Origin of the sequence: Collinsella sp. CLA-ER-H5 (assembly GCF_040092375.1) — a bacterium.
Lineage (GTDB): Bacteria > Actinomycetota > Coriobacteriia > Coriobacteriales > Coriobacteriaceae > Collinsella.
This window is the reverse complement of sequence record NZ_JBBNLR010000001.1, coordinates 175,237-195,559: the sequence shown is the minus strand read 5'-3', so window position 1 is coordinate 195,559 and position 20,323 is coordinate 175,237. Positions and strand designations below refer to the sequence as shown.

At 58.2% G+C, this 20,323-nt stretch carries 19 protein-coding genes; 6 read left to right on the top strand and 13 right to left on the bottom strand.

The window, feature by feature from the left end; genetic code table 11:
- Positions 1-23: 23 nt before the first annotated feature.
- From AAAX31_RS00945 to AAAX31_RS00925, 5 genes are all read right to left on the bottom strand, one after another.
- The gene (locus AAAX31_RS00945; RefSeq protein ID WP_117769818.1) at positions 24-569 is read right to left on the bottom strand and encodes a metallophosphoesterase; all 546 of its coding nucleotides are present in this window, start codon (positions 567-569) and stop codon (positions 24-26) included.
- A 66-nt stretch (positions 570-635) separates the two neighbouring features.
- Positions 636-815, bottom strand: coding sequence for a hypothetical protein (locus AAAX31_RS00940; RefSeq protein WP_117769819.1), 180 nt, complete (start codon positions 813-815; stop codon positions 636-638).
- An 18-nt stretch (positions 816-833) separates the two neighbouring features.
- Positions 834-1,160 (bottom strand): HIRAN domain-containing protein, encoded by a 327-nt coding sequence (locus tag AAAX31_RS00935; protein WP_117769820.1) that lies wholly within the window; start codon positions 1,158-1,160, stop codon positions 834-836.
- Positions 1,161-1,585: 425 nt separating this feature from the next.
- Complete coding sequence (locus AAAX31_RS00930) at positions 1,586-2,965, bottom strand: aldehyde dehydrogenase (RefSeq protein WP_117769821.1); 1,380 nt, start codon at positions 2,963-2,965, stop codon at positions 1,586-1,588.
- Between the two features lie 9 nt (positions 2,966-2,974).
- On the bottom strand, positions 2,975-4,195 hold the full coding sequence (locus AAAX31_RS00925) for an iron-containing alcohol dehydrogenase (RefSeq protein ID WP_117769822.1): 1,221 nt from the start codon (positions 4,193-4,195) through the stop codon (positions 2,975-2,977).
- A 253-nt stretch (positions 4,196-4,448) separates the two neighbouring features.
- Here AAAX31_RS00925 and AAAX31_RS00920 point away from each other — a divergent pair, with 253 nt between their 5' ends.
- A complete protein-coding gene (locus AAAX31_RS00920) occupies positions 4,449-5,012 on the top strand; it encodes a ferritin family protein (RefSeq protein ID WP_070097113.1) in 564 nt (187 codons plus the stop codon).
- Between the two features lie 241 nt (positions 5,013-5,253).
- Here AAAX31_RS00920 and AAAX31_RS00915 read toward each other — a convergent pair whose 3' ends face one another.
- From AAAX31_RS00915 to AAAX31_RS00905, 3 genes are all read right to left on the bottom strand, one after another.
- Positions 5,254-6,135, bottom strand: a complete 882-nt coding sequence (locus AAAX31_RS00915) for a hypothetical protein (RefSeq protein WP_117769823.1) — start codon at positions 6,133-6,135, stop codon at positions 5,254-5,256.
- Between the two features lie 325 nt (positions 6,136-6,460).
- Positions 6,461-6,604, bottom strand: coding sequence for a hypothetical protein (locus AAAX31_RS00910; protein WP_158556896.1), 144 nt, complete (start codon positions 6,602-6,604; stop codon positions 6,461-6,463).
- 67 nt (positions 6,605-6,671) lie between these two features.
- Positions 6,672-8,117, bottom strand: a complete 1,446-nt coding sequence (locus AAAX31_RS00905) for a PLP-dependent aminotransferase family protein (protein WP_117769824.1) — start codon at positions 8,115-8,117, stop codon at positions 6,672-6,674.
- 139 nt (positions 8,118-8,256) lie between these two features.
- Between AAAX31_RS00905 and pdxS the strand changes: the two genes are divergently transcribed.
- Positions 8,257-9,147: a pyridoxal 5'-phosphate synthase lyase subunit PdxS gene (gene pdxS, locus AAAX31_RS00900; protein ID WP_117769825.1), complete on the top strand. Its 891-nt coding sequence runs from the start codon at positions 8,257-8,259 to the stop codon at positions 9,145-9,147.
- A 20-nt stretch (positions 9,148-9,167) separates the two neighbouring features.
- The gene (pdxT, locus tag AAAX31_RS00895) at positions 9,168-9,755 is read left to right on the top strand and encodes a pyridoxal 5'-phosphate synthase glutaminase subunit PdxT (protein WP_117769826.1); all 588 of its coding nucleotides are present in this window, start codon (positions 9,168-9,170) and stop codon (positions 9,753-9,755) included.
- Between the two features lie 285 nt (positions 9,756-10,040).
- On the opposite strand, the gene AAAX31_RS00890 is transcribed toward pdxT, so the two are convergent.
- Entirely contained in the window at positions 10,041-10,952 is a 912-nt protein-coding gene (locus tag AAAX31_RS00890; protein ID WP_117769827.1) for a hypothetical protein, read from the bottom strand.
- Between the two features lie 152 nt (positions 10,953-11,104).
- Positions 11,105-12,520, bottom strand: a complete 1,416-nt coding sequence (locus tag AAAX31_RS00885) for an MFS transporter (RefSeq protein WP_349075863.1) — start codon at positions 12,518-12,520, stop codon at positions 11,105-11,107.
- 204 nt (positions 12,521-12,724) lie between these two features.
- On the opposite strand from AAAX31_RS00885, the gene AAAX31_RS00880 reads away from it, so the two are divergent.
- On the top strand, positions 12,725-13,135 hold the full coding sequence (locus AAAX31_RS00880) for a peptide deformylase (RefSeq protein ID WP_117769829.1): 411 nt from the start codon (positions 12,725-12,727) through the stop codon (positions 13,133-13,135).
- 75 nt (positions 13,136-13,210) lie between these two features.
- On the opposite strand, the gene AAAX31_RS00875 is transcribed toward AAAX31_RS00880, so the two are convergent.
- A complete protein-coding gene (locus tag AAAX31_RS00875; RefSeq protein ID WP_349075900.1) occupies positions 13,211-14,692 on the bottom strand; it encodes an aminotransferase class I/II-fold pyridoxal phosphate-dependent enzyme in 1,482 nt (493 codons plus the stop codon).
- Positions 14,693-14,893: 201 nt separating this feature from the next.
- Positions 14,894-15,751 carry a LysR family transcriptional regulator gene (locus AAAX31_RS00870; RefSeq protein WP_233506171.1) on the bottom strand — a complete coding sequence of 286 codons (858 nt, stop codon included), beginning with the start codon at positions 15,749-15,751 and terminating at the stop codon, positions 14,894-14,896.
- Between the two features lie 118 nt (positions 15,752-15,869).
- Between AAAX31_RS00870 and AAAX31_RS00865 the strand changes: the two genes are divergently transcribed.
- Together AAAX31_RS00865 and AAAX31_RS00860 are read left to right on the top strand one after the other, a co-directional pair.
- Positions 15,870-16,781 carry a DMT family transporter gene (locus AAAX31_RS00865; protein ID WP_117848246.1) on the top strand — a complete coding sequence of 304 codons (912 nt, stop codon included), beginning with the start codon at positions 15,870-15,872 and terminating at the stop codon, positions 16,779-16,781.
- A 139-nt stretch (positions 16,782-16,920) separates the two neighbouring features.
- Positions 16,921-19,170 carry a KUP/HAK/KT family potassium transporter gene (locus AAAX31_RS00860; protein ID WP_117848245.1) on the top strand — a complete coding sequence of 750 codons (2,250 nt, stop codon included), beginning with the start codon at positions 16,921-16,923 and terminating at the stop codon, positions 19,168-19,170.
- A gap of 79 nt (positions 19,171-19,249) precedes the next feature.
- Here the strand turns inward: AAAX31_RS00860 and bsh are convergent, their stop codons facing one another.
- Positions 19,250-20,215 carry a choloylglycine hydrolase gene (gene bsh / locus AAAX31_RS00855; protein ID WP_117848244.1) on the bottom strand — a complete coding sequence of 322 codons (966 nt, stop codon included), beginning with the start codon at positions 20,213-20,215 and terminating at the stop codon, positions 19,250-19,252.
- Between the last annotated feature and the right edge of the window lie 108 nt (positions 20,216-20,323).

Genomic DNA, 20,323 nt, shown 5'->3' with positions numbered 1-20,323 from the left:
TGGTTTGAGTGACAGTTTGAAAATTACAGTCCAAAATAGCCGAGGATTTGATCACGACTTACGGGCTTGTAGTCATTGGCGTCGAGGCCCACATCGTAGCGGTAAATGGGGCGCTCGCGATCGCGGTTGCGTGCGTTGGTGCGGTCACCCCTGCTGTGGATATGCCCATGCAGCATAATGGCGCCACGTGCCTTGCCGTTCCAGCTGAGCATGGGGTAGTGGCTCATCACCAGACGATGACCCTTGGCATAGCCGGGAGCAATCTCCAGGTAATCGCGCACGTCTTCCCAAATTTGCGGGGCGTCGGGATCTTCCCAGTCGCCGTCATGGTTACCGCGGATGAGCGTCGCATTCTTGCATTCGATACGCTCGCGCAGGCGCACCGCCTCCGCCATGGGCAAGCGATACGTAAAGTCTCCCAGGATATAGAGGCGGTCGTCCGCAGCCACGCACTCATTGATGGCATCGATGACCTTGCGGTTCATCTCCTCGACCGAATCAAACGGTCGATCCATGTCGTGCAAGATATTCGTATCGCCCAGGTGCAGGTCGGCGGTAAACCACATCATCGTCTATGCCCTCATTTCGCAATGCATCCAACTCGTGCTAAGTATACAGACACAGCGATGCGGCGGTTAGCCAAAGAGCCCGCCGAACAGTCCGCGGCGGCACTCGTCCTTTTTATTCGAACCTTTGCCCTGGGCGTTCTTATCCTTTTGCTTTTTGCGATCCTGCTCCAGCTCATCGTCATCGAGTAGCATATCCCACTCAAACGGATCATCCGTCAAATCGAACAGGTCATCGTCGTCAAGCATGGCAGCCTCCCTTACCGATTAGCGGGCATCCACCACATAGAGGCCAACGCGCACCTGGTGCCACGGGCTGCGCTCGGGGGCAACCTGTTGCACGCGGGCCTCAAACACGTCCTCGTGGCCGTAATACATCATCAAGGACAGTGGACCGACCTCGTTTCCCGGAACGCAGCCAAGTTTGGTCTTGCCATAGTAGATCGCAACTGCCTCGGGATCATGGGGATTATCGCGCTCGGCACACAGTGTCAGTTTATCGCCCGCTTTAAGATCGCCTAGGACCAAAGCGCCGTCGGCATATTGAAATCCTGCGATATGAAACGACAGAAGAACACGCGAAGGCTCGTACATAGCAGCTCCTCTAACGGCCGGATAAACCGGTGTGTAACCTTATTGAGAAGTCTACGGTCCCGTGCGGACACAAATACATCCTGTCTGCGTCCTTCAATCGTTTGCCTCAACGCTTGCGCGACAGAACGCTTGCAGATAAGATAGGAACACGGATGGCACCCGTTGCCGCGGGTCTTGCCAACTCCGATACACGTTTTCATCGTGAGAAGTGGCCGTCTTCGCTTACGCGGGGGCGGCTATTTCATTCGGCCGATAAACAGACCGAGTTCGATAGCCGCAATCAACAACGCCAATAACGAAATAACATCGCTTACGTTCATACCAAATCCCTTCTAAAGGGAGTTGGCCCATCCGTGCTCCATAACAGTAGTCTAACGCAAAATGCAGGTAATAGGAACACTTGTTCGTATTACCTGCGCCCTTTTCTAATGCACAAACATGCGCACGAACTTGTGCTTCCAGCTTGCGTAGGGCGCATACCGAAACGGCACGTCCAGCCAAGTTGCCTTGTTCACGATACTCTTCTTGTGGCTAAACGTATCGAAGCTCTCGCGTCCATGGTACTGCCCCATACCGCTCGCGCCCATGCCGCCAAAGCCCATATGGCTCGTAGCCAAGTGCATGATCGTGTCGTTGACACAGCCACCGCCAAAGGGCACGTAACGCACGAAGCGCTGCTGAACTGCGCGGTCCTGACTAAAGATATACAGGGCCAGCGGCGTCGGACGATCCGTAATAAACGCTTCGGCCTCGTCTAGGCTCTCAAACGTCAGCACCGGCAAGATGGGACCGAAGATCTCCTCCTGCATCACGGCGTCATCGGGGGTCACGCCGTCTAGGATCGTCGGCTCAATCTTGAGCGACGACTCGCGCGCCGTGCCTCCCAGCACGACCTTATCGGGATCGATCAGCCCGCGCACGCGCGCAAAATGCTTAGCATTGACGATATGCCCGTAATCCTCGTTATCGAGCGGATGCTCGCCAAACATACGGCGGACCTCTTCCTTGATGAGGCCCAGCAGCTCGTCGTGCACGCGCGTATCGACCAGCAGGTAGTCGGGCGCCACGCAGGTCTGCCCTACGTTGAGCCATTTGCCAAAGGCGATACGCCGTGCCGCGACCTTCAAGTTTGCCGTCGCATCCACGATGCAGGGGCTCTTGCCGCCCAGCTCAAGCGTCACGGGCGTGAGGTTTTTACTCGCGCGCTCCATGACGAGCTTGCCGACCGGAACGCTACCGGTAAAGAAGATCTTGTCCCAGCACTCATCGAGCAACGCTTCGTTCTCGGCGCGCCCGCCCTCGACAACCGTCACCAGGCGCGGATCAAATGCCTCTTCACAGATTTGCTTGAGCACCGCGCTCGATGCCGGAGCATAGGCACTCGGCTTGATGACCACGGTATTGCCCGCGGCAAGGGCGCCGGCGAGCGGCTCGAGTGTTAGCAAAAACGGGTAGTTCCACGGAGCCATGATGAGCGTGACGCCATAGGGCACGGCTTGCGTTTTGCACGCGCTCACGGCGTTGGCAAGGTCACACGGACGCAGGCGCGGACGACTCCATCGAGCCACGTGAGCGATCTGATGACGAATCTCGGAAAGCGACGTGCCGATCTCGCACATATATGCCTCGTCATGCGACTTTCCCAAATCGGTCTTGAGTGCATGGGCGATATCGGCCTCGTGCGCCCGTACCGCATCGCGTAAACTCACGAGCGCGCGACGTCGGGCATCAACATCAAACGTAGCGTGCGTTTTAAAGTAAGTGCGCTGATCGCCGACGATGCGCGCAATTTCCTCGGTGTTCATGGCACCCTCCTAGTTCTCGTCCTCAAACATACCACCCGCGACGACCTCGTACATACGCTCGAGCTCCAAGCGGTCCATCAAAAGCGGAACGGGGTACAGCGGATTGGCCTCGGCATCGGCATGCGCCGCCATCTCGGGAATGTCGGAGCGGCGAATGCCCGAGACATATTTGGGGATTCCCAGGATCTCGTTCATGCGGTCGACCCAATCGATAAAGGCCTCGGCCGCAAGACTATCCTGCGCGGTAGCCGGCGCAATGCCCGCCATGCGAGCAAGATCGGCAAGCTTGGGGGCGGCGGCGTCACCATAAGCGCGAAGCATGTGCGGCAGGATGATCGCGTTGGCCAAACCGTGCGGAATTCCGTATCGGCCGCCCAGACTGTGCGCGATGGCATGCACATATCCGACATAGGAGCGGGTAAACGCAACGCCCGCCTTATACGCCGCCGAAAGCATATTGCGACGAGCGCGCATGTCGTCACCATGTTCATAGGCCTCGAGCAAATTGTCGTGGATAAGCTGCACCGCCTGTCGCGCCATCTTGCGCGTATAGGGCGTGGTGCTTCGCCCGATAAAGGCCTCAACGGCATGCGTCAGGGCGTCCATGCCCGTCTGCCCCGTAATGGAAGCGGGCAAGCCGCACGTAAACTCGGGGTCGTGGACTGCAAAACGCGGGATGAGCACAAAGTCGTTAATGGGGTATTTGTAGTGCGTCCCGTCATCGGTAATTACCGCCGCAAGCGTGACTTCGCTTCCCGTACCGGCGGTAGTGGGAACGGCGATGAGCAGCGGCAGGCGACGATGAATCCGCAGCAGGCCACGCATCTTGTTGATGGGCTTGTTTGGCTGCGCAATGCGTGCGCCCACGCCCTTGGCACAGTCCATGGCCGAGCCACCGCCAAAGCCGATAATGGCCTGGCAGGCGCTCTCTCGATACAGGGACGCCGCTTCTTCCACGTTTGAAACCGTGGGGTTTGCACGCGTTTCGGCATAGACCGTAACGCCAATCCCCCTGCATGCGAGCGCCGTCTCGAGCGGTGCCGTGAGCCCCAGACGGGCAATGCCGGGATCCGTCACGATAAGGACCTTCTGGATCGAGCGCTTTTGAAGCACCGCGGGCACATCCTCGGCATGCTCTAAAATGCGCGGCTCGGTATAGGGCAGGATCGGCAATGCAATGCGAAAAACCGTCTGATATGTTCGGCACCAGGCACGACGGGCTAGATGCATAAAGGAAACTCCTTCATTTGTTGATAGGTCAACATTTGCTCGCCCGATTGTACTCAGCGGCGGTCAAAGACGGCCTGCCAATCGTTAATCAATCAACATCTTCATATCTCAAAATTGTTTTATTAAAAATCATTCCTAATAGGCTTCACATTTGGTTGCATTTATGGATAATAGAACTCGTCAAGACGCACGTCCGGAGAGGGCCCTTACGGGACCGGACGAGCGCACAATCGCCATCGATCGAAAGGATCGAATCATGAAGTTTGTTTGCCCCGTTTGCGGTTATGTGGAAGAGTTCGACGGCGACCAGCTGCCCGAGGATTTTAAGTGCCCCCAGTGCGGCGTTCCCGGTTCTCGTTTCCTGAAGCAGGAGGAGGGTCAGCTCGAGTGGGCTGCCGAGCACGTCGTGGGCGTCGCCAAGATGGAGGGCGTCTCCGAGGACATCGTTGCCGACCTGCGCGCCAACTTTGAGGGCGAGTGCTCCGAGGTCGGTATGTACCTGGCCATGGCTCGCGTCGCTCATCGCGAGGGTTATCCCGAGATCGGCCTGTACTGGGAGAAGGCTGCCCACGAGGAGGCCGAGCATGCCGCCAAGTTCGCCGAGCTCCTGGGCGAGGTCGTGACCGACTCCACCAAGAAGAACCTCGAGATGCGCGTTGAGGCCGAGAACGGCGCCACCGCCGGCAAGACCGATCTTGCTAAGCGCGCCAAGGCCGCTGGCCTCGATGCCATCCACGACACCGTGCACGAGATGGCTCGCGACGAGGCTCGCCACGGCAAGGCTTTCGCCGGCCTGCTCAAGCGCTACTTCGGCTAAGCCAGCAACCTGAGACATAACCTCTAGCTCGATGAGGCCCGGACCGCATGGTTCGGGCCTTTTTCGTGCCTCATAAACTTGTTAACTACCTGAAATAGGACCGCCTTCGGCATCGGCTTCTCGTCAAAAACTAAGTGAGTAGACTTTTTGGAACTTGCCGAGCAGACCATCCATATCACTTTATAAAGCCGCAGGTAAATGCCTTGTTGCAAAACGACCTAGTCGCCAAAGTGCCAAAAGTCTACTCACTTAGATTCGCAGCCGTCCACGATCGAGCCATTTTGTGTCTAACGGGCATCTTTCCGTCGATTACTCCCAATTTTGTCCAGTCAACGAATAGTTCAGACCTGAGTAATGTCTCAGCCCTTTGCTCATCTGAGCTTTTATCACGATATTCAGCATCGAGCATCCTGCATACGGCCTTAACGATCGCGCGGAATCTATCCTCATCCGATATCTGTCTGTGTGTCAGGAGAAGCACATCGTAGCCCATGGCCTGAAGGGCCGTCATGCGGTCAGCGTCACGCAAGCCATCCCCTGCGCGTCCGTGCGAGGCCTTTCCCTGACATTCAATGGCCACCTGTCGCCTGCCGTCCGGCGAAGACAGAAGTATGTCGATATATACACGGGACTTTCCCACAATCGCTCGAGCACTTGTGCTTAGCATCACTTCAACATTAAGCTCTATGTCGCAAAAGCCTACGCCTCCCAGGGATCGCGGCAGTGCAAGTAGCAAATACGCCTCGACCTCAAAAGGCGACGCGGCACCCAATGGAACAAGTTGCGACACCGTCCTAAATCTATTGCCGTAACGTATCCCGCAAACATCTGAACAAAAACGGTCAAGGTCTCCGCCCAAAACCAAAGCGTCTCGACGCCATAAATTTGAAGCGGCGCCGCTCTCGGACGGGCAGCGCACCCAACCGAACGTTGTCGAAATCGCACCCGAATCAATTGCACGCGAAAGCTCCGCCTCGAGTGCCGTCGGCAGGGCGCACACCGCAAACAAGCCGCACATCTCCGCCAATACAAAAAGAAGTTGGAGATCCGTCAGATGCCGCGACATGATAAATGCCGTCAGTAGAGGAGACGTAACCAAAAATCCATGCTCCGTTTCCAGCACGGATTCCCTGGGGAGCTCACCAAGAAACAGCCGCTGCTTAATGCTGGCAGGGCAAGTCCGTTTGTTTCTCGTCCGAACCAATGTATACAACGGAAAACCGAGCGCAACCGCAGCTGTCGGGTTGCGGGCGAGATCATATCGCTGCCGGTCTTCTTCCGGTCGTGGAAGCGGCGGGCACAAAGCGCGGACTTGAGGAGGCAAACGCCAGTACCTAAAAGCCGATATGTCACAAAGTAGATCCTTCATAGGCACAGGAAAACACGGATTTCAACCCAGTCGGTCTCCCATTGGCGCAAACGCAACAAAAATGGCACCGAACGGACTGCTAAGTTTTCAACAGCCCTCCCCAACTGGCCAAAAGCTTGCCAAGAGCTGGACGAAGCCCTGTTGAAAACTCATTTTTTCTCATGCGGAAGCTTTGCACGGCAAGTGAGTAGACTTTTTGGAACATCCCGATCAGACCGGTCATCCTGCTTCTCAAAACCACAGGTAGATAGCTTGTGGCAAAACGGCCTGGTCGCCAAAGTACCAAAAGTCTACTCACTTAGATTGCAGAGCTCCCCCATTAGCTGCAATTCCAAGGTATTAAGCACTTTCGGACTCAGGTCGTCATACTGGACAAGAATTTGAGTTGAGTTTTCAGGAACAAATGCGCCATCGGCGCACCAATAACAGTCACTGATATCGATGAACGGAATGCCCGAGCGCGTGAGAGCCCGCGCAAAAGAGCTTCCGCCCGTTCCGCGCTCCGCAAATACAGTGCAGTAAAGACCCGCGTCTGCATGCTCAATCGAGACCTCCCCTGCCGGAAACGCTTTCCGCACAAGCGACGCCAGGCCATCACGCGCCTCGCGAGCACGAACGCGTACGCGGTTCGCATGTCGCTCGTAATCACCCGATTCCAGCAAACGAGCCAAAGCGACCTGGTCAACAGAACTCACCGACGAGGCGTAAAAACCAAGGTTGCGCCTAAACCGCTCAATTAGCTCATCAGGCAACACCATGTACGCTAGACGCAACGCCGATGAAAGGCTCTTCGAAAACGTGTTGGTGTAGATGACCGATTGAGCGGCATCGATCGACGCGAGCGCGGGAATCGGCTTGCCGGCTAGACGAAACTCGCAATCAAAGTCATCCTCAATGAGATACCGACCTGGTCGCTCGGCGGCCCAGCTCAGCAGCGCATATCGGCGCGCAATGCTCGTCACAAGGCCGGTCGGATACTGATGGGACGGCATCAGGTGAAGGACATCGGTCCCGCTTTTCTGCAGAGTGTTCAAGTCCACGCCCTCATCATCCAACGGGATATGTCGAACTTTGCAGCCCATAGCCTGGTAGATGCGCGTCAGACGCAAATAGCCCGGGTCCTCAACGGCATACACCTTGTCAGCGCCAAGCAACTGAACCAACATGGTATCGAGCAGCTGGGCGCCCGCGCCGATAACAATGTTATTAGGATCGATATTCATGCCCCTTGTCCCGCGCAGATGGTGAGCAATTGCGCGTCGTAGCCGAGCGGTGCCCTGTGCCGGTGCGGGCGAAAAGATCTCGCGTTCGTCTTCGGATGCCAGCGTCGCCCGTAGCGCGCTTTGCCAAAGTCGCGCCGCCTCCAAAGCGGAAGGAGAAAGTGCGTCGAATCGCTCGACCTGTCTGTTGACATCATGCGCGCTGGGGCCCACAGAGACGGCATCTCGGTCGATACTCCCCGTAGCCAAAGGCAAAACTGGTGCATCCGGAAGCTCGCAAGCGTAGTAGCCACGACGCGGCATTGAGCAAATATAGCCCTCGGCAAGTAGCTGGCTATATGCATTCTCGATGGTAATGACACTGATTCCCAGATGGCTGGCAAAGGCGCGCTTAGACGGAAGATGCTCCCCCGCCGCAATGCGCCCAGCAACAATATCGTCTCGAATTTGCTGGTAAACATATTCATAGAGCGATGCTTCGCCGCGTTTTTCCAAATTGTAGTCAAGCATGAGCATATCACCTGACCTTATTAAGCCATTCAATCTGGTATTAGTCTGACCTTGTTATTATCTCGAAAACTGAGTATTTCGCCATACCCAGCTCCCCGATAGGATGTTCCGTCAAGCAATGCACATGCCAACCAAGGGAGCAACCATGGCAGAACAGACCAGCAAGGCCGATCGCGTCAAACTCAATCGAGAGCTCGCGCAGATGCTCAAGGGCGGCGTCATCATGGACGTCACCACGCCCGAGCAGGCACGCATCGCCGAGGAGGCAGGCGCCTGCGCCGTCATGGCACTCGAGCGTATCCCGGCCGACATCCGTGCCGCAGGCGGCGTCTCGCGCATGAGCGACCCCAAGATGATCAAGGGCATCCAGGAGGCCGTCTCCATCCCCGTTATGGCCAAGTGCCGCATCGGCCACATTGTCGAGGCGCAGGTCCTTCAGGCCATCGAGATCGATTACATCGACGAGTCCGAGGTTCTCTCCCCTGCTGATGACGTCTATCACATCGACAAGACCCAGTTTGACGTGCCGTTTGTCTGCGGCGCCCGCAATCTGGGCGAGGCGCTACGCCGTGTTGCCGAGGGCGCCACGATGATTCGCACCAAGGGCGAGCCGGGCACGGGCGACGTCGTTCAGGCTGTGCGTCACATGCGCAAGATCCAAAAGCAGATCCGCGACGTTGTCGCTCTGCGCAATGATGAGCTCTTTGAGGCAGCCAAGCAACTGCAGGTTCCGGTCGAGCTGGTACGCGAGGTTCATGCCACGGGCAAGCTTCCCGTGGTGAACTTTGCCGCCGGCGGCGTAGCGACCCCCGCCGACGCCGCGCTGATGATGCAGCTGGGCGCCGAGGGCGTCTTTGTCGGCTCGGGCATCTTTAAGAGCGGCGACCCTGCCAAGCGCGCCGCCGCCATCGTCAAGGCCGTGGCGAACTTCACCGATGCCAAGCTCATCGCCGAGCTTTCGGAGGACCTGGGCGAGGCCATGGTGGGCATCAACGCCGACGAGATTGAAATCATCATGGAGGAGCGCGGGCGCTAGTCCAGCAGAAAGGATCGCACATGAGCGATTATGCAGACCAAACGGTCGCCGTGCTGGCGGTCCAAGGCGCTTTTGCCGAGCACGAGGCAAGACTATCCGAGCTGGGCGCACACTATATTGAGCTGAGGCAGGCGGCCGATTTGCGGCAGAACTTTGATCGCCTGGTCCTCCCTGGCGGCGAGTCCACCGTTCAGGGCAAGCTGCTTGACGAACTGGGGATGCTCGAGGAGCTTCGTGCCCGTATCGCTGAAGGCACGCCGGTCCTGGGCACCTGCGCCGGCCTGATTCTACTGGCTCACGACCTTGCCGCCCACGATGACAAGGGAACACCGCGCCTGGCAACCATGGATGTGCTCGTTGAGCGTAATGCCTATGGCAGACAGCTCGGCAGCTTTCGCACCAAGGGGTGGGTAGGAGGTATCGAAGGTGAAGTGCCGTTAACGTTTATCCGTGCACCCCGCATCGTCAAGGTGCACGGCAATGCCAAGGCCTTGGCCGAAGTCGATGGCCGTATCGTCGCCGCCCGTCAAGACAAACAGCTCGGTGTCACCTTCCACCCCGAGCTCGACGACGACACGCGCCTCCACGAGTTCTTCCTCCAAATGTAGGCAGAAAACAAACGAGCGTTGATTTTCGGACGCATAGCGATAGACGACCACATTTGCCCAGATAAAGCCGACCAAAATAAACCTGTCCCTTTTTGGCAGGTTTGGACTATGGGAACGCCGATGTTTTTGTACCGACAGCGAGCGCCGCCCAGGGCGAACAAGTTGGCATGAAAAAGGCGAGGCATAGACCTTCTGGTCATGCCTCGCCTTTTGAATGACAAATTGTCGCCCTGGGCGGCGCGCAGCGTCAACTAGTTACGCGGTTTGGTAAAATCGCGTAACTAATTAGAAACGGTTGCCGCGGAAGCCGCCGCCATTGCGGCCGCCACGATCGCCACCGCGACCGCCGCGGTCGTTACCACGGTTGCCGCTAAAGCCACCACGGTTGCCGCCGCGGTCGCCATAGCCACCACGGTTGCCGCCAAAGCCGCCTCGACCGCCGCGGTCGCCGCCACGGTCACCAAAGCCGCCGCGGCCGCCGCGATCGCCACCGCGACCGCCACGGTCGCCGCCACGGCCACCGCGATCACCAAAGCCGCCGCGACCGCCGCGGTCGCCGCCACGGCCACCGCGATCGTCACGGCCGCCGCGAGGACCGCGGTCCTCGTCCAGGCCCATGGCGACGAGCGGAGCGATAACCTTATCGAGAGCGGCCATCAGCTCGGTGGCCTCCTCGTAAGAAAGCTCGGGCAGGAGCTTCTCCTTCTTGTTGGCAAGCTCGACCAGACCCTCAGCGGCATCCTCGGCAGCGAAGACGACGATCTTGCGCATATCGCCCTCGGCGTCGTCGATGCGGCCGACCAGATCGGCAGCCTCGGCCTCGGCCATCAGACCATCGAGCTCACGAAGGCGCATGCCCAGCAGGTCGGACATTTCCTTCTGCTCCATCTTGGGCTTGAGGTCAAGGAGCTTGATGGCGCGCTCGATGTTCGCCATGCGCTCGGCCTTGGCCTCCTCCTCCTTGGAAATAGCAAAGCGACGGCTACGCAGCAGGCGGGCGGCCTTCTGCATCTTGTCCATCAGCTCTTCGTCATCGTAATCAGCGGCGGCCTCGACAACCTCGGCCTCCTCCTCGGCGGAAACCTCGTCAGCAGCCTCAACCTCGGCAGCTTCGGTCTCCACGGTCTCGACTGCCTCGACCTCGGCAGCCATGGTCTCGTTCTCGGTCTCGTTCATGATCTCTTCGTTCTCGGACATGAGACTCCTTCTTGGCCCTCTCGGGCATCATCGCCCCATTCGCGGGGCCCGTCGCGCACTCTTTGCGCTTTAAACATTCATGCCTCTCGGCAAAACGTCCATTAGTTTATGGTGTCGCCATCCAATCTAGCTGCAGAATCTATGTGCACACATTAATGCGACATGTGCGACTCGCGACGAGCGTACACCAGCGACGTCACGAACCCGACCACGGCAATTACAGCCGCCACACGTACGGCAGCTGCAAATCCAATCGCCTGGTCAACGTCCGTCGCAACGCCAGCGGCGCCGGCAGTCGCCGCAGAACTCGAGAGCAGACCGATAAACAGCGACGGGCCAAACGATGCGGCAATCATGTTCCACGTGTTAAGCAATGCCGTTCCGTGAGGATGCTCAGCGGCAGGCAGCGTCTCCAAGCCGGCCGTTTGCGAGGGACTCAGCACCAAACCGACTCCGGCATACACCACAACGGTCAGCGCCACGACGACGCCGATGTTCATGCTTGCCGCCGTCATCGAGATGGCAGTCTGTCCCACGGCAATCAGGGCAAAGCCGACCGGCAGCAGCGGCCATGCGCCACGGGCGTCCATCACGCGTCCGCCCACAATCGAGGTCACGGCGTTGCAGGCAATCGCCGGCAAAATGAGCAAGCCCGCAACAAGGGCGGTCATGCCGTATGCGCCCTCAAAATAGAGCGGCAACAAAACGCTCATCGAGAACGTCGTCATCATCGACACCACCACAAGCAGGCACGCAGGCCAAAAGCGAACGCTCGCCATGGGACGCACGTTAAGCACCGGATGTTCGAGCTTGAGCTGACGGGCCGCAAACAGGCCGAGCAGCACAATGGCGGCGAAAAGTGCCACGATACCGGCAATCAGATTGGTCGAGAACTCGCCTACGGAATACACAAATGCCGTAATGCCGGCCGCGAGCAAAACAACCGACAGAATATCAAGCGTGGTATTCGAGCGCTCTCCGACATTCTGGACATGCTTTACGCCCGCCGCAGCGACCACAATGCCGCCCACCAGCGGCACTACGAACACCGCCCTCCAGCCAAACAACGTGCACATAAGACCACTGATCACGGGTCCAAACGCCGGCCCCAACGTAATGCAGGCACCGACCAAGCTCAGATACAGGCCGAGCTTCTCGCGCGGAGCGCAAGACAGCACCACGTTCATCATGAGCGGGAACAAGATGCCCGATCCCGCAGCCTGCAAAATACGACTTGACAGCAAAACGCCAAACGACGGAGCGACCAGGCACAGAACTTCGCCGGCGACCATGCATCCGCATGCGAAAAACAGCAGCTTGCGCGTCGAGAAACGGCCGGACAGGAAGGCCATGATGGCCGTAAAGATCGACGTCACGATCATGTAGCCCGAAACGAGCCACTGCGCCGTGGTGGCACTCACCGAAAAGGCCGCCATAATGTCGTGCAACGCCACGTTAATGATGTTCTCGTTAAACGCGGCAACAAAGGCTGCAATATACATTACGACGAGAATTGCCGCAGTGGCCGATGGCGGTGCTTGAACTTGTTGCTGAGATTTGCTCCCCATGCATTTCCTTCCTCTTGGAACGACAGTCGCATCGCCCCAGAGGAACAGTCCAGGGCGAAAATGAGCCCTAGACTTACGCCAGACGCCGTACACGACGAGTCTGGCAACATGGTCCAACATTGAAAGATTGTAACGCGGACGCACAGCTTTCCTTCCGCGCTATTATTAAAAGTCCACGAAAGCATGAGACATGAGGAGCCCGCCATGATTAAGCCCATCATGAAATCCGAGTTCTTTTTGCGCCTGTCTTCCGAAGACGCGGGACCCGACGATGCCGCGACCGGGCAGGACCTCCTGGATACGCTCCACGAACATGAGCATGAGTGCGTGGGGCTCGCCGCCAACATGATCGGCGTACGCAAACGCATCATCTGCGTAAAGGACGGCAATAGGGCGCTGCTGATGTACAACCCTCAAATTCTTGAGCAGGTCAATGCCTATCAGACGAGCGAAGGATGCCTCTCGCTGATCGGCGAGCGTCCCTGCACCCGCTATCGCCGCATTAAGGTTGAGTATTTGGACGAGAACTTCGTCCACCGCATCAAAAACTTCTCGGGCTACACCGCCGAGATCATCCAGCACGAAATCGACCACTGCAACGGAATCGTTATTTAGTTCCGCCGATTCAAGAAAGCCCCCCGCAGCCAAGCAACTGCAGGGAGCTTTTCATAGTGCGGAGCTTCTATCCCACTAGTTCTGACGGTAGTGATCGAAGAAGTCGGCGAGGTCTTCGAGCGACTCTTTGAGCACTTCCATGCGCGGCAGGTACACGATGCGGAAGTGGTCGGGCTCGGCCCAGTTAAAGCCGCCGCCGCGCGTGATGAGGATCTTCTTCTCGTGCAGCAGATCGAGGGCAAACTGCTCGTCATCGGTGATGTTGAACTTCTTAACATCCATCTTGGGGAAGATGTAGAACGCCGCGCGCGGCTTGACCACCGAGATGCCGTCGATCTTGCTGAGCGCCTCATACACAAAGTTGCGCTGCTCGTAGACGCGACCGCCGGGGCGGATGTAGTCGTTGACCGACTGATGGCCGCCGAGCGCCGTCTGGACGATCGACTGGGCCGGCACGTTGGAGCACAGACGCATGTTAGAGAGCATGTTGACGCCCATGATGAAGTCGCTCATGCAGCGCTGGTTGCCCGAAAGCACCATCCAGCCAATGCGATAGCCCGCGATCATATGCGACTTGGACAGGCCGCTAAACGTAATGCAGGGCAGATCGGGAGCGAGCGAGGCAATCGAGACGTGCTCGTAGCCGTCCATGCACAGACGGTCGTAGATCTCATCGGCAAAGATCATCAGCTGATGCCTGCGCGCAACCTCGACGATGCCCTCGAGCACCTCGCGCGGATAGACAGAACCCGTGGGGTTGTTGGGGTTGATGATGACGAGGGCCTTGGTCGCGCTCGTGATCTTGGACTCCATATCCTCCAGGTCGGGATACCAATCCGCCTGCTCGTCGCATAGATAGTGCACGGGATGACCGCCGGCAAGGGTTGCGCACGCCGTCCAGAGCGGATAATCGGGGCTGGGGATCAGAATCTCGTCACCATTGTCGAGCAGCGCGTTCATCGAAAGCTGAATGAGTTCGGACACGCCGTTGCCCGTGTAGATATGCTCCATCTGAACATTGGGCAGCCCCTTGATCTGCGAGTACTGCATGATCGCCTTGCGCGCAGAGAACAGGCCGCGCGAGTTGGAATAGCCTTCGCAGTCGGGCAGCTGGTGGCGCATGTCCTTGATAACCTCGTCGGGCGTGCGGAAACCGAAGGGCGCCGGGTTACCGATATTGAGCTTGAGGATGCGCTCGCCCTCGTCCTCCATACGGGCGGCCTCGTCGACGACGGGGCCGCGCACGTCATACAGGACGTTATCGAGCTTGGTGGATTTAGAAAAAGTGCGCATGGTGGTGCTCCTTGCAATTTGAGCTGAGGGATGGGGTTCGGGCTTGGAATCGTTGCGGGGTGATGATGCCTCGCCTTGATCGGCGTCGCCGGCAAGCAGCCAGGTAACATCGACCTCCAAAATACGGGCGAGCAGCTCAGCCACATCGCGCCGCGGGATCGTCTTGCCGCTCACATATTGGCTCATCTGACTCTTGCCGAGTTTTTTGCCGAGCATCTCCGATGCGCGGATCACGTCCGACTGGCGAACGTCGCGATCGGACATAGCCTGTCGCAGGCGATCGCTAAACGTCTCTTGGGCCACTAGAACCTCCTTGCTGGCAAAGTTCAATTTATAGAACACGAATTGAACCAGGGTTCAATTTAGCAAGCAGTATAGCGCCGTACCTCATTCGAAAGTTCAATTTCATAAGAAAATGTATCGGACTCCGAGATTTGCCCAAAGCGAACAATGGTGTGTACACGTTTAGAGGTATTCGAGGAAACGGGCGGCGGCAAGCGAAACATCGGCCGTTCGATATATGGCGTTGATCTGCCGATGGGGATGTCCCTCGAGCGAACGCACGGCAACATCGAACTGACAACGGCGCAAGATGAGCGCGGGAAGAATGCTCACACCCAGGCCGTCCTCAACCATGGCCATAATCGCATAGTCATCCCAGGTCGACAGCTTGGAGCACACCGTCAGTCCCGCCCGACGGAACAGCGGCGTAATCTCGTCATCGGTGCCGCGTTCTAGCAGAATAAACTGCTCGTTGGCTAAATCGGCAAGAGAAACGACCTCCGCCGTGGCAAGCAAAGAGTCTGCCGGTACTACCGCCATCAACTCGTCGCGCACCAAAGACCGCGATGCCATGCCGTTTTCTCGGGGCTCACGCGGGATAAAGCCCAGGTCACAACGACCCTCAGCCACCCATTGTTCAATCTCTGAGTAATCGCCCATCAGCAGCTCGTAATCGACATCCGGATGATCGGCGCGAAAGCGCGCGATCACCGGCGGCAGTACATGAGTCGCCACACTCGAAAACGTACCGATACAGATCTTGCCGCGCATGAGCCCTCGCATCTCGTCCACGCGTCGCTGCAGGCGGCCAAACTCTTCGCATAACGCCTCGACTGCCGGCATGACCTGCCGCCCGTCGGCAGAAAGCACCACGCCCTCGCGGCTGCGATCAAGCACCTTAAAACCCCAGTCTGCCTCAAGGTCGCCCACCATGCGGCTCACGCCCGACTGCGAATAGCTCAGCCGCTCTGCAGCACGCGTAAAGCTGCCGGCACGCACCGTCTCGAGCAGCACTTGCATCTTTTGGATATTGGTCTCCATGGCACGTCCCCACCCTTGTATGAGTTTTTGTCATGTTTTCCATGCATTATATTCGCTTTTCTTCTAAAGCCAGTTCACCCATAGTGAACATGCTCGGATATAGAGGGGATGGAAGCGCATGAACAACGGACTGTTTACGTACTTAGCAGCATTGCTATTGTTTGGCTCCAACGGCATCATCGCCGCTGCCATCGCGCTGCCGAGCTCCGATATCGTGCTGCTACGCACGTTTTTGGGCGCTCTCTCGCTTGTCACTATCCTCGCCATCACCCAACACCATAAGTTGCAGGCGCCATCTCGTCCCCGCGAAGCCGCGGCCCTCCTCCTCTCGGGAGCTGCGCTGGGCGCCAGCTGGATTTTTCTGTTCCGCGCCTACCAGACGATCGGCGTCGGCGTATCCTCGCTGCTGTACTACTGCGGCCCCATCATTGTCATGGCGCTCTCCCCGCTCATCTTTGGCGAAAAGCTGACCGGCGGCAAAATCGCCGGCTTTGTCGCCGTTGCTTGCGGTGCTTTTCTCATTGCAGCGCAAGGTCTAGGCGGCAATATGCCCATTGCGGGCATCGTCTGTGGAATCGCCTCGGCCTTCTGCTATGCATTGATGGTCATCGCCAGCAAGGGTGCGCCGCACATCGAGGGCCTCGAGAACTCCGCGCTCCAGGTGAGCGCCGCCTTTGTGACCGCACTGGTCCTCACGCTCATCACGCAGGGCGCTCCCTCGTTCCTGTCCGCCGGCGTCGCCGCCAGTATTGATTGGCACGCCGTCGCTATGCTCGGCGTCGTCAACACCGGCATTGGTTGCCTGCTCTACTTTAGCGCCGTCGCCAAGCTGCCCGTCCAGACCGTCGCCGTCGTCGGCTACCTCGAGCCGCTTTCGGCGGTCGTGTTCTCGGCCGCCCTTTTGGGTGAAGCCATAACACCGGTCCGCCTGCTGGGCGCCGCGCTTATCATCGGCGGCGCGATTTTTTGCGAACTCGCCGGCAAACGCGCAAACGCCAAGGCTGGCATCGCCCAGACAGCACGTGCTTAAAAGCCCCTGCTTTGAAATGCTACCTGCGTAGATAAATAATCCCCAGCTGAGGATTATTGTCTAAAATAACCCGATGTGCCAAACTGCTCTTGTATGTATAAAGACGGCATAAAGTTTTTTGTCCTAGACAGATAACCGGATGTCTAAGGGAGTCCTCGTGGCACACAACAAACTGGAGGCAAACCTCCAAGGCCAGCATGGGCAGGGCGGGCACGGAGCCATTCCCCTCTCCGCTGGCATGCTGCTCGTAACGCTCGGCGTCGTCTATGGCGACATCGGCACGAGCCCCATGTACACCATGAAATCAATCGTCGCCAACAACGGCGGCATCGGTACCGTCAGCGAAGACATGATCTTGGGAGCGCTTTCGCTTGTCATCTGGACCATGACGCTCGTGACCACGGTCAAGTACGTGGTTATCGCCATGAAGGCCGATAACCACAACGAGGGCGGCATCTTCGCCCTATTCAGCCTCGTGCGCAAGGTGGCGCCATGGCTGATTCTCCCCGCCATGATCGGCGGCGCGGCGCTGCTCGCCGACGGCATCCTCACCCCCGCCGTCACGGTTACCACGGCCATCGAGGGCTTGCGCACTATCGAGTGGGGCCACGCGCTTTTGGGCGACGGCCAGACCAACGTCATCATCATCACCATCATCATTATCTGCGGCCTATTTGCCATGCAGCGCGCCGGTACCTCGTCGATCGGTAAGCTGTTCGGCCCGCTCATGACGCTGTGGTTCCTGTTCCTGGCAGGCGCCGGCCTGTTCAACATGCTCGGCAACCTATCCATCCTGCGCGCGCTCAACCCCATCCGCGGCATCATGTTCCTGTTCTCGCCCATCAACCACTCGGGCATCATGGTGCTCGGCTTTGTCTTCCTGTCGACGACCGGCGCCGAGGCCCTCTACTCGGACATGGGCCACGTTGGCAAGGCCAACATCTATGCATCCTGGCCGTTTGTTAAGGCGGCCCTTATCCTCAACTATCTGGGTCAGGGAGCTTGGCTGCTCGCCAATAACTCCAACCCCCAGATGCTCGCGATGGATATCGTCAACCCGTTTTATATGATGCTTCCCGAGCCCCTGCGCCCCTTTGCCATCGTACTTTCGGCCGTAGCGGCCATCATCGCCTCGCAGGCGCTCATCACCGGCTCGTTCTCGCTGGTATCCGAGGCCACGCGCCTCAACCTTATGCCGCATCTGCGCATCCACTACCCCAGCGACACCAAGGGCCAGCTCTATATTCCGCTCGTCAACAACATCATGTGGGTCGGCTGCATCTTCATCGTGCTGCTGTTCCAAAACTCCGAGCGCATGGAGAGCGCCTACGGCCTCGCCATTACCGTGACCATGCTCATGACCACGACGCTTTTGACGAGCTATATCGCTGGCATTCTCAAGCACAAGCTGGGCGCCTGCGTCTTCGCCCTGCTCTTTGGTGCCATTGAGCTGTGCTTCTTCGCCTCGTGCCTCACCATGTTCTTTGACGGCGGCTATGTGATGATCTTCCTGGCCGCACTGCTGTTTGGCCTTATGTACGTGTGGCGCCGTGGCACCGCCATCGAGCGCACGCAGACGATTCTGTTGCCCGTCTCCAAGTACATCGATCAGCTCAACCGCCTGCGCAACGACGAGACCTATCCCGTGCTCGCCGACAATCTGGTATTTCTCACCAACAGCCCCGACCCGCTCACGCTCGACCGCGACGTGCTCTATTCCATCCTGGACAAGCACCCCAAGCGCGCCAAGGCATATTGGTTCATCAACGTGCACGTTACCGACGAACCCTATACGCACGAGTATTCCGTCGAGACCTTTGGCACGGACTTTTTGTTCCGCGTGCGCTTGGACCTGGGCTTTAAGGTCAACCAGCGCATCAATGCCTACCTGCGTCAGATCGTTGGCGACTTGATGGCATCGGGCGAGCTGCCGCCGCAGCATCACACCTACTCCATCTACGAGACGCGCGGCAACGTGGGCGACTTCCGTTTTTGCATGCTGCGCAAGATGCTTGCTCCCGAGACGGACATCAACCGCAACGACCATCGCGTGATGGCCATCAAGTATGCCGTCCGCCGCGCCTGCGGAAGCCCGGCACGCTGGTACGGTCTTGAGAACTCGGCCATCATCATCGAGTACGTACCGCTCTTTGCCCGCATGCGTCCAGCAGTCAAGCTCGTACGCACCCAGGTGCCACTCGAGGTCCAAATCGAGGAAGCCGAGGAAATGGAAGTCGATATCTTCTCGGACGACCTGGTCAACGGCAACGAGGCCGGTAAGGACATGAACGTCGATCCCACCGAGCTGCTCGAGAGCGTCGCCGATACGCCCGAACAGCAACAGCTCGACGGCCTCGAGAGCGAACAACTCAACGACGCCAACTTCTAGCAACGCCACAAATCAACGACAGCGGCCCTGCGCCTCACGAGAGACGCAGGGCCGCTTTGCATTGCAGTAAAGCTAACGGCTACGAACGGCGCGGCTCGGGAACCACGAGCCTATCGGGGCTCGCGCCCTCGGCATCCATCAGGCTCACGTAGCGAATCGACGGATCCCCATACATCGCGTAGTAATAATTGCCCGTGCGCGCACTAAAGCATCCGGTGTAGATAGTCTTCTCGAACTTGCCATCGCCCATCCTGGACGCTCCCTCGATCATCACCACGCCCTCGAGCGAGCGGAACATGCGAACGACGTTTTCGGTCTCGCTCTCCTTTTGCGGGTAATTGGCATTGAGGTACGCCGCCTTTACAAAACGGCTCGGCGAATAGCAGTCACCCGGAATACCGCGCATGCCGGCACCCGCGCCATAGGGCTTGAGCTCGGCGCCACGCCATGTCGCCGTCTGCGGAAAATCGCTTGTGGCCGTGATATAGGTGCGCAGGTTTTCCATGTGCCACGGGAAGGTGGGCTGATTGGCAAGGGTATCGACCGGATCGTCGTATACATGCAGGCCGTCAGCCATCATCTCGACCACGATGCTGCGCTGGCTGTCGCCGATAATCCAATGGAGCAGCGACACGCCCAGCCCCTCTCCGGCAGATTTGGCGACAATCACCGTGTCGCGCAGCGCGTCCTCGACCTCATCGACCGTCGAGAACGTCGCTGCCACCCACAGGGGAAACTCATAGGCCGCGATATTGTTCTTGCCGTCGACAGGGCCCTCGGCATACTCGGCATAACCCGGGAAATTGAGACCCGCCACGGCGAGGCCCGCATCGTTGCCGCAGTCGAAAAACATGGGATAGTTCTTGTAATCGATGCACATACCAATCACCGCGTGTGCCGCTGTCGCGTCGTCGATAAACGAATACGGAATGTGGAACCCGCGCGGCATCACGCGAACCTGTTGGCCGTAGTCAAAGCTCCAGTCGAGGTTGCGGCCTAGATACATGTGGCCAGAATTATCGGTAAATCGAATGCTCGTACACATAGCGCCTCCTAGCTTTACGTTCCTGCTAAGGTTATTGTCACCAAACAAAAAGGCGCTAAACACAAAAGCCCGGACATGACAACAATGTCACGCCCGGACCAAAAGAGA